Origin of the sequence: Streptomyces sp. NPDC012888, assembly GCF_042900645.1 — a bacterium.
In the GTDB taxonomy this organism is placed as follows: domain Bacteria; phylum Actinomycetota; class Actinomycetes; order Streptomycetales; family Streptomycetaceae; genus Streptomyces.
This window is the reverse complement of the sequence record NZ_JBIBBM010000014.1, coordinates 207,294-221,938: the sequence shown is the minus strand read 5'-3', so window position 1 is coordinate 221,938 and position 14,645 is coordinate 207,294. Positions and strand designations below refer to the sequence as shown.

The window sequence follows — 14,645 nt, the reverse complement described above, 5'->3', positions numbered from 1 at the left end:
CGTCAGCGAGGCGGGGTCGGCCAGCATCGACGGGCAGATGCCCAGCTTCCAGATCTCCCGGCCCGTCGGGCTGTCCTTGCCCGTCTCCCACAGCCAGGGCGGCGATTCGACGTGGACGGCCCGGTGTTCGATGCCCCGGACCAGCCGGTCCACCACCCGCGCCGGATCCTGCACGGAGCCCAGCGGGCCGGGCATCCGGGAGCGGAGCTCCTGGAAGGCCTCGGTCCGGTCCGCGGCGCGGATCATGTCGGTTCCGACCCAGCCGACGTAGGCCACCCCGACGCCGACGCCCCGGTGGGCGACCTCGGCGCGCAGGCACTGGGCGAACGACTCGACGCCCGCCTTGGAGGCGCAGTACGCGCTGAGCAGCGGGGCGGGGGCCAGCGCGGCCAGCGAGGCCACCTGGAGGAAGTAGCCGCGGGTGCGGTCCAGGGCGGGCAGGAAGCAGCGGGCGGTCAGCGCGCTGCCGACCAGGTTGACCTCCACGATGCGCCGCCACGTCTCCGGCGGTTCCTGTTCCAGCGGCCCTCCCGCGCACACCCCCGCGTTGGCGACGACCACGGAGGGCGGGCCCAGCCGCAGGGACACGTCCTCGGCGGTGCGGGCGAGGGCCTCCGGGTCGGTGACGTCGACCGCCCAGGCCGCCCCGCCGGGCAGGGCGGCGGCGAGCCGGGCGAGCCGGTCCTCCTCCAGGCCGACCACCGCCACCCGCACCCCCCGCCGGGCCAGGGCGTACGCGAGCTGCTCGCCGAGACCGCGGGCGGCGCCGGTGACCACGGCGGTACGGCCGTCCAGCGGGCCGGGACGGGGCCGTTTCACCGGCTCCCCGCAGGTGTGCTGCGCGTCATGGGCCGCGCCTGCCCGCCGGGGCGGTTCCCATACCCGCCCGGCCGGGGCGGGCTCCTCCGGCCCGCCCGCGGCGCTTCCTGTGAGCAACCCCACGGGGGGTGCATCGTCCCTGATGGTGCGGGGTCCGGGGCGGTCGGGGCGGGGTCCGGCGGGCGTGGGCCCGAGCACCGGGCGGGCATCGTCTGCCACGATGATTCGCCGGGGACGCCCCACTGCGCCGCGCACCGCCCGTTCCGGTGCGCCGCCCGGCCGAAGCGGCCGCCCCAACGCAAACCGCCGCCTCCGCCGTGTGCTCTCCCGGGTATCCCTGTGACTTCCTCCTCCGTGTCGTCTTCCTCCGCCGCGCCCTCGACCTCGACCGCGCCCTCGCCGGCCCCCGCGCGCTCCGCCGACCGCTCCCCCTGGCGCTCCCTGCGCTACCGCAGCATGCGCTGGTGGTCCGTCGCCAACCTGGTCTCCAACGTCGGCACCTGGATGCAGCTCACCGTCCAGAACCTCCTCGTGCTGCAGATCACCGGCTCGGCGGCCGCCACCGGCCTGTCCATGTCGGTCCAGGCCGCGCCCGGCCTGCTGCTGGGACTGGCCGGCGGTGCCGCCGTCGACCGCTGGCCCCGGAAGCTGACCGCCGCGGTGAGCCAGGCGCTGCTGGGCGCCGTCGCGTTCACCACGGCCGTGCTCGTCGCCCTGGACCGGCTGGACCTGGGCGTGCTGATGGCGCTGGCGGCCGTCACCGGTCTGATCGCCACCGTCGACGGGCCGGCCTGCGCCCTGCTCGGCAACGACCTGGTCCGGGCCGAGGACGTGCCCTCGGCCATCGGTGTCGGCTCGCTGGTGCACAACGCCGGACGGCTCGCGGGCGCCGCGCTCGGCGGCATGACCGTCGCCTTCCTCGGCACCGCCGCGGCCTACACCGCGAACGGGCTGTCGTTCCTGTTCGTCGCCGCCGTCATCCCGTTCCTGAAGCCGGCCGCGCCCGCGGCTCCGGCCGCCGGGGCGGCGGAACCGCCGCCCGCCCCCGAGGCACCGGCCGCCGTCCCGGAGGAGCTCGGGATGCGGCAGGGGCTGGCCTTCTTCCGGCGGCGCCGGCGGCTCGTCGCGCTCGCCGGGATCAGCGGCATCAGCGCCCTGTTCGGCCGGAACTACGGCCTGACCCTGGTCGTCCTGGTCACCGGCCCGCTGGCCGGCGACGCTGCCTCCTTCGGCGCGGTCTCCACCGTCCTCGCGGTCGGCGGGATCGTCGGCGCGGTGCTGGGCGCCCGGCTGCGCCGGCCGACGGTCCGGCTGGTCGGGGTGCTGGCCGCGGGCGGGGCCCTGCTCCAGGTGTTCGCGGGCCTCTCGCCGTCGCTGGCCGTGCTGCTGGTCCTCGTGCTGCCGATGGCGGTGGCGGAGTCGGTCTCGGAGACCGCCACCACCACCGTGCTGCAGACGGACCCGCCGGCCCACATGCGGGGACGGGTGCTCGGCGTCTGGAGCACCGTCCGTACGGTGTGGGGCCTCGCGGCCCCCGTCTCGCTGGGCCTGCTGATGGAACTGGCCGGCGCGCGCGGCGCGCTGGTGCTCGGCGGCCTGGTCGTGGCCGCGGTCCTCGGCTCCGGCATGCTGCTGCGGGGCCGCCGCGGGCCGGCGCCCGTGGTGCTGCTCCGGGAGGACAAGGCCGCCGTGGCGGTGCGTCCGGGCCTGGGCACCGCGGCCTAGGCGGCGTTCCGCCGCGTCCCTTGGCCGGCCCGGTGTGCACCGGGCCGGCCCTCGGCGCGTCATCGCAGGCCGTCCATCGCGTGGAGGACCTCGGGGACGGTGATGCGCAGCAGACGGGGGTCGGGGGCGTCCGCGTGGGCGTCCCCGGGCCGCAGCGGGTCGTCGCCGGGGCCCGGGTGCCACAGGGCGACGTGCCGGCGGTCGGGCGGCGGCCCCCACAGGCGGGGTGCGACGGGGCCGAACAGCACCACGGACGGGGTGCCGAGGGCCGAGGCGAGGTGGGCGAGGCCGGTGTCGCCGACCACCACGCAGCGGGCCCCGGCGACGAGAGCGCACAGCAGCGGGAACGGTACGTCCGCCTCGCCGCCCAGCACCGATCCCGGGGGCAGCCCGGCCCGCCCTGCGACCCGCCGGGCCAGCGGCCCCTCGCCGGCGCCGGCCGTCACGACCACCCGGTGCCCGGCCCGGTGGGCGGCGCGGGCGACGGCGGCGAAGCGTTCCGCCGGCCAGCGGCGGGCACCGGCGTCGGCACCCGGGTGGACCACGGTCGCGCCGGGTGCCGGGGAGCCGGTGGCGGGCGGCGGGATGCGGAGGTCCCCGGGGTGGGCGGGGATGCCGTACCAGCCGAGCAGGCGGCACCAGCGGTCCCGTTCGTGCTCGTCGGCCCGCCAGGGCGGGCCGTCGACCTCCGGTGTGCCGCGGTGGCGGTAGGCGAACAGGCGGCGCGGCCCCAGCCGCTGGAGCAGCAGGTGACTGGCGGGGCCGTTGCCGTGCAGGTCCACGGCCAGGTCGGGCGGCGGCCCCGTCCACGGCAGCCGGACGGGCACGGCCCGGCCGGGGGCGTGCGTGGGCAGCAGCCGGTCGACGAGGCCGGTGGCGGCGGCGACGGCGGCCAGCCGGCCGGGGGCGGCCAGCAGCAGCTCGTGGCCCGGCAGTTCCCGCCGCAGGGCGCGCAGGGCCGGTACGGCGGCCAGCAGGTCGCCCAGCCCGAGGGCGCGCAGCACCAGGACGCGCGGCACGCCGGCGGGCGGCGGCGCGGACGCCGGCCGGGCCCCGGTCACGGCGTGGCGGAGCGGGCCGCCCGCCGGGCCAGGCCGGTGGTGGAGCGGCCCTGCAGGTAGGGCAGGACGAGGGCCTGGCCACCCCAGCGGCGCAGGGTCTCCGCCTCGGGGAGGTCCTCGACGGCGTAGTCGCCGCCCTTGACCCAGATGTCGGGGCGGAGTTCCTCCAGCAGGGCTTCGGGGGTGTCCTCCTCGAAGGGGGCCACGGCGTCCACGCTGCCCAGGGCGGCGAGCACGCGGATCCGGTCGGCGAGCGGGTTCAGCGGCCGGCCGGGGCCCTTGCGCCGGGCCAGGGAGGCGTCGGAGTTGACGCACACGATGAGGCAGTCGCCGATCCGGCGGGCGCTCTCCAGCAGGCCGACGTGGCCGGCGTGCAGCAGGTCGAAGCAGCCGCCGGTGGCGACGACCGTGCCGCCGCGGGCCCGTACCTCGCGGGCCAGGGCGAAGGCGTCGGACGGCGGGCGTCCGGGGTCCGCCGGTCCGGCGGCCGGGTCCCAGAGCGCGGTGCCGCCGGCCCCGCCCGCGGCCACGAAGGCCGCCGCTTCGGCGACCGCGCGTTCCACGGCTTCCTCGGGGAGGGCGCCGTCGGCGAGCGCGGCTGCGGCGACGGCGGCGAAGCAGTCGCCGGCGCCGCACGGGTCCCCGTCGGCCGGGTAGGGGGCGGGGAGCAGCATGGGGGTGGCCGTGGCGGGCCGGGTGAGCAGGGCGCCGCGGGCGCCGAGGGTGACGGCGACGGTGGCGGCCCGCCAGCGTTCGGCCAGGACGCGGCCGCGCCGGGCGTCGTCGGCGAGCGCGGTGCCGGTGCCGGGGACCAGGGCGCGGGCCTCGGCCGCGTTGGGGGTCACCAGGCGGGCGCCGGCGACGGGGGTGTCGCCCTTGGGGTGGGGGTCCCAGACGAGCGGGACGCGGCGGGCGGACGCGGCGAGTTCGGCGTGGACGGCGAGGGCGGTGTGCCGGCCGTAGTCGGCGACGAGTACGGCACCGGCGCCGGCGAGGGCCGCGCGGACCGCGTCGCCGGGGGCGCCGGGGCTGCCCCCGCCCCGGTCGATGCGGACGAGGGGGCGGCGGCCGGCGAGGACCCGGGTCTTGACCGGCAGGGTGCCGTCCAGGGGGAGTTCGACCAGGGTGACCCGGTCGCGCAGGGCGCCGCGTACGGTGTCGGCGGCCTCGTCCCGGCCGAGGGCGGTGACGAGGACGACCTCGCGGCCGTCGCGGGCGGCGAGGGCGGCCGTGAGGCCGGCGCCGCCGGGGCGGGAGCGGTCGGTGTGGACGTCGACCACGGGGGCGGGGGCGTCGGGGGCGAGCCGGCCGGCCTCGCCCTCGATGTCCTGGTCGAGGAGGGTGTCGCCGACGACGACCAGGGGGCCGGTGGCGGTCATTCCGGCCTCCGGCGGGCCGCGGCGGCGGCGCGTGCGCCGACGGGGCCGCGGGGCGTACGGGTGGCGCGGGGGGCCCGGGCGACGGTGGCCGCGGGGTGCGGGGTGGCGGCGAGGGCCTCGTCGAAGCTCTCGCAGAGCAGGTGGACGGCGACCAGGTGGGCCTCCTGCACGGTGGCGGTGCGCGGGGCCTCGATGCACAGGGCCTCGTCGGCTGCTTCGGCCAGCGGGTTGGGGCCGGGGCCGGTGAGGGCCCACACCCGCAGTCCGGCGGTCCGGGCGGTGACCGCGGCGGAGATCAGGTTGGCGCTGCGGCCGGAGGTGGAGAGGAGGACGAGGACGTCGCCGGGGCGGCCGTGGGCGGAGACCTGGCGGGCGAAGACGTGGTCGAAGCCGTAGTCGTTGCCGATCGCGGTGACGCTGGAGGTCTCCGCGTGCAGGGCGATCGCCGAGTAGGCGGGGCGCTCCTGCCGGTAGCGGCCCACGAGTTCGGCGGTGAGGTGCTGGGCCTGGGCGGCGCTGCCGCCGTTGCCGGCCGCGAGCAGCCGGCCGCCGGCGGGCAGCACGGCGGCGAGGTCGCGGCCCCAGCGGGAGAGCCGGCCGAGGCCGGTGCGGCGCAGGGCCTCCAGGGCGTCCTGGAGCGACTGGCAGTGCTCGTGGGCGCTTTCGGGTGCGTGGTGATCGCTCATGGGCCGTGCGGGCGGGCGCACCGGGTGCGGTGCGGGAGTCGCCCGTACCTCCTTCGGGGGCGTGGGGGCGGATGCCGCGGGCGGGCGGCCGGGGCCGGGCGGTACGGCGGGTCAGACCACCCCGGCCGGGGCCGGCCGGGCGGCGAGCACCGAGCGGTAGACGGCCTCGGTGGCGGCGGCGACGTTCGCCCAGCCGTAGTGGGTGAGGACCCGCTTGCGGCCGGCGGCCCCGCACGCGGCGCGCAGCGCCGGGTCGGCCAGCAGCGCGGCCACGGTGGCGGCGAGCACCTCCGGGTCGCCGGGCGGCACCAGCCGTCCGGTCAGCGGGTCGGAGACGGTGTCGAGCTGGCCGCCGACCGCGCTGGCGACGACGGGCCGGCCGCAGGCCATGGCCTCCAGGGGCACGATGCCGAACGGCTCGTAGTCCGCCGGGCACAGGACGACGTCGGCGCTGCGCAGGGCGGCCGCGACGTCGGGGCCGGACAGCCCTCCGGTGAAGCGCACCCGGTCGGCCACCCCGGCCTCCTCGGCGACGCGGCGCAGCCGCCGCACCTCGGGGTCGGTGTCGAGGCGGTCCGGCGGCGGGCCGCCGGCCACGAGGAGTTCGGCCCCGGGCAGCCGGGAGAGCGCGCGGATGGACACGGCGGCGCCCTTGCGGGGTACCAGGCGGCCCAGCTGGAGCAGCCGGTGCGGGTGGGGGCCGGGGGCCGCCGTCGGCCCGGTGGGGGTGAACCGGTCGGGGTCGACGCCGCAGGGCACGACGTCGACGCGGTCCGGCGGGATGCCCATGAGGGCGAGCTCGTGGACCTCGTCGCGGCAGGTGGCGACCACCCGGTCGCAGTGCAGGCCGAGTTCGCGTTCGCAGCCGATCCGCACCGGCGGGCTGGTGTCCGCGTGGCCCTGGTGGCGGCGCTTGACGGTGCCCAGCGCGTGGTAGGTGTGGACCAGCGGGAGCCGTAGTTCGCGGGTGGCCTTCAGCGAGGCCAGGCCCGACATCCAGAAGTGGGAGTGGACCAGGTCGGGCGCGTCAGCCTGCCAGACGGCCGTCAGGTAGCTCCCGAACTCGGGCATGTGCGGCAGGAGTTCGTCCTTGGGGAGCTGCTCGGGCGGACCGGCCGGCACGTGGTGCACCTCCACCCCGGCCCGCAGCCGCGTGGCGACGGGCAGGTCGGCGGCGTCCCTGCGGGTGTAGACGGTCACCTGGTGGCCGCGGTCCGCGAGCGCCCCGGCCAGGGCCGCGACGTGGACGTTCTGTCCGCCCGCGTCCGCGCCTCCGAGGGTGGCCAGGGGGCTGGCGTGTTCGGAGACCAGGGCGATCGCCAGCCGCGCGGCGCGCCCGCGGGGTCCGGCGGGTGTCCTGAAGGGACTCATGGGACTCATGGGACTTCTGGGACTCATGAGGCGACCTCCGTCATCAGCTGCTCCCAGTCGGCCAGGAAGCGTTTGAGCCCGTAGCGTTCGAGGGCCGCCTGCCGGGCGCGCGCGCCGTCCTCGGCGGCGGCCTGCGGCTCCTCCAGGTAGTGGCGGGCGGCCCGGGCCAGTACCTCGGGGCGGGTGGACAGGGTTCCGGTGCCCGGGGGGACGGCTTCCACGGCCTCGGTGGTCGCGAGGGCGACCACGGGCATGCCGAGGTGCATGGCCTCCAGCAGGGACAGGCCGAGCGAGGTCCAGCGCACGGGGTGGAGGTAGAACCGGCGTTCGGCCATGGCCGCGTGCAGTTCGCGCTGCGGCAGGTCGGCGGTGCGGCAGCGGTCGGGAGGCAGGCCGAGGTGGCCGGCCAGCCCTTCGGTGGCCATGCCGAACACGTCCAGGGGTGCGGCCCCCGCCAGGCCGGGCAGCAGGTCGGTGCCGGTGTGACGACCGCGCCGCACCGGCTCGTTGACGACGACGGCGGCGCGGGGCAGCCTGCCGGTGTAGAGGTGCCCGGGATCCACGACGCCGTGCTCGATGACGGCGGTGCGGGCGGCGCCGTTGTCCCAGAACAGCCGGTTGAAGTGGGTGACGTGGACGAGGGTGGTGCCGGGGCGGTCGGCGCAGGGGTGCCGGGTCCGCGGGACGTCGCCGTCCGGCGCGTTGTGCTCGAGGTACACGGCGGGCAGGTCGCGGCCGGGGCGGCGGCCGCCGAGCCACCGTCCGGCCAGCTCCCACTCGTGCGGCCGCTGGAGGACGACCAGGTCGACGTGGGTGTCGCGGAGCTCCTCCGGGGTGACCTCGCGGACCGACGCGGGCCAGTCGAAGGTGCGGGCCCGGCCCAGGCCGTCGGGGCCGCGGTCGGGGGTGACCGGGACCAGGTAGGTGTGCGGGCCCTGCACGAAGGCAGTGGTCCACGAGCCGTGCACGTGCCAGAGCAGGATGTTCATGGGGCGGCTCCGTCCTTTGCGGGGTGACCTGCGGGGGCGGGTGGGGACCGGTCCGGCACCGTGTCCCGGCGGACGTCCGGGGCGACGTGCCGGGGATCGTGCCGGGGGACGTGCCGGGGGTCCTTGCGGCCGCCGAGGGAGGACACCGCCGCCAGGACCTGTTCGTCGCCGATGCCGTCCAGGCAGGGGTGGCCGGCGACGGGGCAGCGGCGGGCCCGGCTGTCGGCGCAGGGTGCGCCGCCGTCGCCGAGCAGGACGTGCGGGACGCCGTAGGGCCGCCAGCGTTCGGCGGGCACGACGGGCGCGAACAGGGAGGCCACCGGGGTGCCCACGGCCGCGGCCAGGTGGGCGGGGCCGGTGTTGCCGACCACCGCGACGTCCGCGCCGGCCAGGACGCCGGCCAGCTGGTGGAGGTCCTCGGTGGCGCCGCCCAGGTCGAGGGCGTGCCGGCCCGCGACCTCGGCGGTCAGGGCGCGTTCGGCGGGGCCGCCGGTCACCACCACGCGGAAGCCGGCGGCGGCCAGTTCGGCGGCGGCGCGGGCGGCCCGGCGGGGGCTCCAGGCGCGTGACGGCACCGCGGCGCCGGGGTGCAGCACCACGTACGGGCCGTCGCCCGTCAGGCGGGTGGTGTCGGGCGGCGGGCGGACGGCGAGGGCGCCGGGGTCGCCCGCGGGCAGCTCGTAGCCGGCGGCCCGGGCCAGGTCCAGGGCGGCCTGGGCCTCGTGCCGGCCGGGGCGGCGCTGGTGCCGCAGGTCGAGCAGGGAGCCGGGGTAGTCCTCGCTGTCGGCGGCGGTCCAGCCGACTCCGGCGAGCCGGAGGAGCAGCGCGACGGGCAACGGGCTCTGGTGGTGGGAGACGAGCACCAGGGCCCGGTGGTAGTGGCCGCGGGCGAGGGTGTCGACGAGGCCGAGGCAGGCCTCGCGGGACACCGGGGCGGGGTTCAGGCCGACCCACGGCGCGTCGTACACCAGGACCTCGTCCACGCCGGGCAGCAGCCGGGCGGCCGGGGCGCCCTGCGGGCCGCACAGCAGCGTGGTGTAGGAGGAGCCGGCGGCGACGGCCCGGACGGCGGGCCCGGACAGCAGGACGTCGCCGGCGCTGTCGAGGCGGACGACCAGGGTCCGCGGCGCGTTCACCGGGCCTCCCCCGGGACGCCGGCGAGGGCGCGCCGTACGGCGGCCAGCAGGTGGGGGGCGCACTCGCGGGCCGCGGCCGTCTCCTCCGGCCGGGTCCGGTGGTTGGGCACGAGGATGCCGCGGGCCCCGGCGGCCCGTGCCGCACCGAGGTCGGCGGCGATGTCGCCGATGACTACGGTCCGGGCGGCCCGTACGCCGAGCCGGCGGCAGGCGGCGTGGACCAGGCCGGGGGCGGGCTTGCGGCAGCCGCAGCCGTCCTGTTCGCCGTGCGGGCACACGGCCCACACGGCGAACGGCCCGAACAGCTCCTCCACGCGGGCGCGGACCGCCTCGACCTGGCTGCGGGTCAGCAGTCCGCGGGCGACGCCCGACTGGTTGCTGACCACGCCGACGGGGATGCCCAGCGCGCGGACCGCGGAGACGGCCTCGCGGGCGGTCGGCAGCGGTGCCACGCGTTCGGGGTCGCCGTTGTAGGGGACGTCGGCGATGAGCGTGCCGTCGCGGTCGAAGAGGACGGCCTCGGGCAGGCCGGCGGGGCGGCCGGGCGCGGCGGGGCGGCCGGGCGCGGCGGGGCGGCCGGGCGCGGCGGGCCCGTCGAAGACCCAGGGCACGGGTGCGGGGTCCACGGCCGTGGGGCGCGGGGCGGGGCGGCCGTTCACGACGGCACCGGTTCGCCGGCCGGGCTCCACGCGCGTGGCGTCCCGGGGGGCGGTGTGCCGTACGGAGAGGCGGGCGGGCGGACGCGGCGGTGCAGCCAGAGTCCGCGCAGCCAGTGCCAGCTGGCGGCGGGCGGGATCAGCAGGCTGGTGGCGGCCATGGTGGCGATCTCGGCGCGCGTGCGCGGTCCCGGCGCCACGCGGGCCCAGGCGAACTCCGCGGTGCCGGCCAGCCAGCCGGCGGCGCACAGGGCGGCGGCCCGGGGACGGCCGAGCAGGGCGCAGCCGGCGGCCGCGAGGGCGGCGCCGGTCACCAGCAGGTGGCGGGGCAGCCGGCCGCGCGGGGCGGCGGCGCGGTCCCACCAGTCGCGGCCGTGCAGCCGGGTCATCAGGACGTCGTCGGCGTTGCCGGCCTGGGCGCGCAGGGAGACCCAGCGGTCGGCGGGGCGGACCGGGTGGCTGGTGCGGCGGTCGCCGGCGGCGATCTCCCAGCCGGCGTCGAGGGCGCGGAGCGCGAGGTCGGCGTCCTCCCTGAAGGCGCGCCGGAAGCGTTCGTCGAAGCCGCCGACGGCTTCGAGCGCCTCGCGGCGGTAGGCCATGTCGGCGGTGATCCAGCGGGCGGTGGCGAGGCCGGCGGTGTTGCGCTCCCAGTCGGTGGGGCGCCGGTCGGTGGGTAGCGGTACGGCGATCCGGGCGGTGACGGCGGCGGTCCGGGGGCCGGCCCGGTCCAGGTCGCGGGCCAGTTCGCGGGCCCAGGCGGGGCCGGGGACCACGTCGTCGTCGAGGAAGACGACCCAGGGGACCGGTCCGGCCGCCCGCCAGCCGGCGTTGCGGGCGGCGGCGGGGCCCCGGCCGCCGCCGGGGACGAGCGTGGTGACGGGGCGCAGGACCTCCGGTACGCCGAGGTCGCGGCGGCGGCCCTGTGGGTGGTGCGGCGGGCGGTCGTCGACGAGTACGAGCCGGGACGGCAGGGGGCCCTGGGTGGCGACCAGCGCCTCCAGGCAGGTGCGGAGGCTGGGCCGGCCGAGGGTGGGGACGACCACGGCGTAGTCGGGGACGGCCGGCGGGTCCGCGTCGGTGGCGGGCGGCGGCCGGTCGGGGCGGTTCACCGCAGCCACCCTGCGTCGCCGCCGGCGGGGCCGCCGGAGCCCGGGCGGAACAGGGCGCCGCGGTGGACGGCGTACGGGCCGATGGCGAGCAGGTCCACGGGGGAGGAGCCGAAGCATTCCAGTGCCTCGCGCGGGTCGTCGACCATGGGGCGGCCGGCGGTGTTGAGGCTGGTGTTGACGACGACGGGGAGGCCGGTGAGCCGCTCGAACTCGGTGAGCATGCGGGCGACCAGCGGCTCGGTGGCGGGGTCCACGGTCTGGATGCGGGCCGTGCCGTCGACGTGCACGACGGCCGGGATCCGGTCCCGCCAGGAGGGGTCGACGTCGTGGACGAAGAGCATGTACGGGCTGGGGAGCGGGCCGTCGAAGATGGCCGCGGCGCGGTCGGCGAGCACCATGGGCGCGACCGGCCGGAACTGCTCGCGGCCCTTGACGTCGTTGAGGCGCTCCAGGTTTCCGGCGTGGCCGGGGTGGGCCATCAGGGAGCGGTGGCCGAGGGCGCGCGGCCCGTACTCCGAACGACCCTGGAACCAGGCGACGACGGCGTTGTCGGCGAGTGCGCGGGCGACGGTGGCGGCGATGTCGGCGGGCCGTTCGAACGGGACGGCGGCGGTCTTGAGGATGGCTTCGAGTTCGGCGTCGGTCCAGTCCCGGCCGAGGTCGGCGCCTTCCATGGGTTCCGGTTCCCGGTCCTGGCCTGCGGCGAGGAGCAGTGCTCCGCCGAGGGCGGTGCCGGCGTCGCCGGCGGCGGGCTGGACCCACACCCGGGAGAACGGGCCCTCCCTGGCGATGCGGGAGTTGGCGACGCAGTTGAGTGCCACTCCCCCGGCGAGGGTGAGGACGCTGTCGTGGGTGCGGCCGTGCAGCCAGCGGACCAGGTCGAGGAGGGTCTCCTCCAGTACCGCCTGGGCGGAGGCGGCGACGTCGGCGTGGTCCTGGGTCCACGGCTCCTCCGGGCCGCGCGGGGCGCACAGTTCGTGCCAGGGGACGCCGGTGGCGCGGAAGCCGCCGTCGCCGGTGGGGTGGACGTACCGGCGGAGCTCCGGCAGCATCCGGGGCCTGCCGTAGGAGGCGAGGGCCATCACCTTGAACTCGTCGGAGGAGCGCAGGAATCCGAGGTGGGCGGTGAGTTCCTCGTAGACCAGGCCCAGGGAGTGGGGCAGGTCCTGCGCGTACAGGGGTTCCAGGCTGCTGCCGGTGCGGCGGGCGGCGAGGTGGGAGGCCCGTTCGCCGCGGCCGTCGAGGACCAGGACGCTGGAGTCCGCGGCGCCCTCGGCGGCGAACGCGGCGGAGGCGGCGTGCGCCATGTGGTGCGGTACGAAGCGGACGAGGGCCGGGTCGAGTCCGGGGAGGGCGGTGCGGAGGAAGCCGGGTGCCTCGCGGGCGTAGGTCAGGCGCAGGTGGTCCCAGGGGTCGTCGAGGCCCATGTCCTGGGCGGGCCGGGCGAGGGACGGGTCGAAGGAGTAGGCGACGGCGTCGAGGTCCTGGGGGCGCAGGCCGGCTCGCTTCAGGCACCAGGCGGCGGCCTGTTCGGGCAGTTCCCAGGCGGAGAAGGGGACGGGACGTTTGCCGTGCTTGCGGCGGGAGAACCGTTCCTCTTCGGCGGCGGCGACGGTGCGGCCGTCGACGACGAGTGCCGCGGCGGGATCGTGGAACAGGGCGTTGATTCCGAGGATGCGCATGGGTGGCCCCTTTCGGCCTGGGCGTCGGGGGGTCAGGTCCCGCTGTGGGCGCGGAACCAGGCGATGGTGCGGCGCAGCCCCTCCTCCGCGGGCACCCGCGGTTCCCACTGGAGCTTGTCCCGGGCGAGGGTGATGTCGGGGCAGCGGACGGCGGGGTCGTCGGTGGGACGTTCGACGTAGCGGATCTCGGAGCGGGAGCCGGTGAGTTCGATGATCCGGCGGGCCAGTTCCAGCATGGTGATCTCGTCGGGGTTGCCGATGTTCACCGGGCCGCGCATGCCGTGGGCGGCCATCGCGAGGATGCCGCGGACGGTGTCGTCCACGTAGCACAGGGAGCGGGTCTGGAGGCCGTCCCCGGTGACGGTGAGGGGTTCGCCGGCGAGCGCCTGGCGGACGAAGGTGGGGACGGCGCGGCCGTCGTAGCCGCGCATGCGGGGCCCGTAGGTGTTGAACAGGCGGACGATGGCGGTGTCGGTGCCGTGGAAGCCGGCCTCGGCGGTGGTCAGGGCCTCGCCGAACCGCTTCGCCTCGTCGTACACGCTGCGCGGGCCGACCGGGTTGACGTTGCCCCAGTAGCGCTCGCTCTGCGGGTGCTCCTGCGGGTCGCCGTACACCTCGGAGGTGGAGGCGAGGACGAAGCGGGCACCGGCCTGGTGGGCCAGGGCGAGGGCGTTGCGGGTGCCGAGGCTGCCGGTCTCCAGGGTGTGGACGGGCAGCCGCAGGTAGTCGGCGGGCGAGGCGGGCGACGCGAAGTGCAGGACCAGGTCCGGGGGCCGGCCGACGGTGAAGGGCTCGGTGACGCTGGCGCGCCGGAAGGTGAAGCCGGGGCGGTCGAGGAGCGCCGCTATGTTCTCGGCCCGGCCGGTACTGAGGTCGTCGACGCAGGTGACGGCCGTGCCGGCGTCCAGCAGGGCGGTGCACAGGTGCGAGCCGACGAATCCGGCTCCTCCGGTGACGACGGCGTGCTCCCAGCGGCGCGGGGTGGAGCTGTCCATGGGGTCTCCTCGGGATGGGTGCGGGCGGCTGCGCCCGCTCCGGGACGTCCGGCCGCCGGGTGCGCCTGCGGGGCCGCCTCCTCGGGGAGGCGGGGCCGCGGCGGGGCCGGATCCGTGGAACGGGTCCAGCGTGCGACACGCCGGTGCGGGGGGCGCGGCGGATGGTGCGTTCCGGTGAATCACGCTGCGTGAGGGGCGGGGCGCCCGGCGGATCCGCCGTCAGGGCCTGCGCCAGCGGTCGTGGTCCAGGTGTGAACCGGCCATCGGGCCCATCCGCAGCATGCCGCCGTCGACCGTCCACGAGGCACCGGTGACGTACGAGGCGTCGGGGCCGGCCAGGAAGGCGACGACGGCGGCGACCTCGCGGGCGTCGCCCGGCCGGCCGGCGGGCACGCCCGGGCGGGGCCGCGTCCGGACGTCGAGGTCCTCCTGGCCGGTCATGGGGGTGGCGATCTCGCCGGGGGCGACGCTGTTGACGGTGATGCCGTGTTCGGCGAGTTCGAGCGCCATCACCTGGGTGAGCAGGCCGAGTCCGCCCTTGGCGGCGCAGTACGGGCCGGCGCCGACGCGCGGCTGGTGCTCGTGGACGGAGGTGATGTTGACGATGCGCCCGCCGCCGCCCTGCGCGATCATGCGGCGGGCGGCCCGCTGGCCGCAGAGCAGCGGGCCGACGAGGTCGACGTCGAGGACCTGCCGGACGGTGGCCAGGTCCAGGTCGAGGAAGGGGGTGGCGGTGCCGGTGCCGGCGTTGTTGACGAGCACGTCGATGCGGCCGAGTTCGCCGGCCAGCAGGTCGATCGTGTCGGCGGCGGCCGGCAGGTCGGTGAGGTCGAGGCGGGCCACGGCGGCACGCCGTCCGAGGCCGCGGACCTCGTCGGCGGTGCGCCTCGCGCCCTCCTCGTCCCGGTGCCAGGTGATGCCGACGTCCAGGCCGGCGGCGGCCAGCCGGACGGCGACGGCGCGGCCGATGCCGGAGTCGGAGCCGGTGACCACCGCCGTCGTGGGGGTGAAGTCGAGTGGGCTGATCATGGCGGTGG

At 77.9% G+C, this 14,645-nt stretch carries 13 protein-coding genes; 1 reads left to right on the top strand and 12 read right to left on the bottom strand.

Translation table 11 applies throughout. The features are described from left to right. Nucleotides 1–819, bottom strand: an 819-nt coding sequence (locus ACFY61_RS24150; RefSeq protein WP_389474940.1) for a short-chain dehydrogenase/reductase, incomplete at its 3' end; no start/stop codon positions are given. Nucleotides 820–1,275: 456 nt separating this feature from the next. On the opposite strand from ACFY61_RS24150, the gene ACFY61_RS24145 reads away from it, so the two are divergent. Beyond that, complete coding sequence (locus tag ACFY61_RS24145; RefSeq protein ID WP_389474955.1) at nucleotides 1,276–2,544, top strand: MFS transporter; 1,269 nt, start codon at nucleotides 1,276–1,278, stop codon at nucleotides 2,542–2,544. A 59-nt stretch (nucleotides 2,545–2,603) separates the two neighbouring features. On the opposite strand, the gene ACFY61_RS24140 is transcribed toward ACFY61_RS24145, so the two are convergent. The 11 genes from ACFY61_RS24140 to ACFY61_RS24090 all read right to left on the bottom strand — a co-directional run bounded on the left by ACFY61_RS24140 (nucleotide 2,604) and on the right by ACFY61_RS24090 (nucleotide 14,637). Further along, on the bottom strand, nucleotides 2,604–3,605 hold the full coding sequence (locus tag ACFY61_RS24140; protein ID WP_389474938.1) for a glycosyltransferase family 9 protein: 1,002 nt from the start codon (nucleotides 3,603–3,605) through the stop codon (nucleotides 2,604–2,606). Next, entirely contained in the window at nucleotides 3,602–4,984 is a 1,383-nt protein-coding gene (gene rfaE2 / locus ACFY61_RS24135) for a D-glycero-beta-D-manno-heptose 1-phosphate adenylyltransferase (RefSeq protein WP_389474936.1), read from the bottom strand. Before rfaE2 ends, ACFY61_RS24140 begins: the two co-directional genes overlap by 4 nt. Beyond that, entirely contained in the window at nucleotides 4,981–5,670 is a 690-nt protein-coding gene (locus ACFY61_RS24130; protein ID WP_389474934.1) for an SIS domain-containing protein, read from the bottom strand. Before ACFY61_RS24130 ends, rfaE2 begins: the two co-directional genes overlap by 4 nt. Before the next feature lie 111 nt (nucleotides 5,671–5,781). Continuing rightward, a complete protein-coding gene (locus tag ACFY61_RS24125) occupies nucleotides 5,782–7,041 on the bottom strand; it encodes a glycosyltransferase (RefSeq protein ID WP_389474933.1) in 1,260 nt (419 codons plus the stop codon). Between the two features lie 23 nt (nucleotides 7,042–7,064). After that, on the bottom strand, nucleotides 7,065–8,030 hold the full coding sequence (locus tag ACFY61_RS24120) for a glycosyltransferase (protein WP_389474931.1): 966 nt from the start codon (nucleotides 8,028–8,030) through the stop codon (nucleotides 7,065–7,067). After that, the gene (locus tag ACFY61_RS24115; protein ID WP_389474929.1) at nucleotides 8,027–9,166 is read right to left on the bottom strand and encodes a glycosyltransferase family 9 protein; all 1,140 of its coding nucleotides are present in this window, start codon (nucleotides 9,164–9,166) and stop codon (nucleotides 8,027–8,029) included. Before ACFY61_RS24115 ends, ACFY61_RS24120 begins: the two co-directional genes overlap by 4 nt. Next, the gene (locus ACFY61_RS24110; RefSeq protein WP_389474927.1) at nucleotides 9,163–9,825 is read right to left on the bottom strand and encodes a D-glycero-alpha-D-manno-heptose-1,7-bisphosphate 7-phosphatase; all 663 of its coding nucleotides are present in this window, start codon (nucleotides 9,823–9,825) and stop codon (nucleotides 9,163–9,165) included. The genes ACFY61_RS24115 and ACFY61_RS24110 overlap by 4 nt, the downstream gene beginning before the upstream one ends. Continuing rightward, complete coding sequence (locus tag ACFY61_RS24105; RefSeq protein WP_389474925.1) at nucleotides 9,822–10,931, bottom strand: glycosyltransferase; 1,110 nt, start codon at nucleotides 10,929–10,931, stop codon at nucleotides 9,822–9,824. The genes ACFY61_RS24110 and ACFY61_RS24105 overlap by 4 nt, the downstream gene beginning before the upstream one ends. Next, nucleotides 10,928–12,613 carry a carbamoyltransferase gene (locus ACFY61_RS24100; RefSeq protein WP_389474923.1) on the bottom strand — a complete coding sequence of 562 codons (1,686 nt, stop codon included), beginning with the start codon at nucleotides 12,611–12,613 and terminating at the stop codon, nucleotides 10,928–10,930. Before ACFY61_RS24100 ends, ACFY61_RS24105 begins: the two co-directional genes overlap by 4 nt. Nucleotides 12,614–12,645: 32 nt before the next feature. After that, nucleotides 12,646–13,608 (bottom strand): UDP-glucuronic acid decarboxylase family protein, encoded by a 963-nt coding sequence (locus ACFY61_RS24095; RefSeq protein WP_389474921.1) that lies wholly within the window; start codon nucleotides 13,606–13,608, stop codon nucleotides 12,646–12,648. Between the two features lie 219 nt (nucleotides 13,609–13,827). Next, the gene (locus ACFY61_RS24090) at nucleotides 13,828–14,637 is read right to left on the bottom strand and encodes an SDR family oxidoreductase (RefSeq protein WP_389474919.1); all 810 of its coding nucleotides are present in this window, start codon (nucleotides 14,635–14,637) and stop codon (nucleotides 13,828–13,830) included. Nucleotides 14,638–14,645 lie beyond the last annotated feature (8 nt).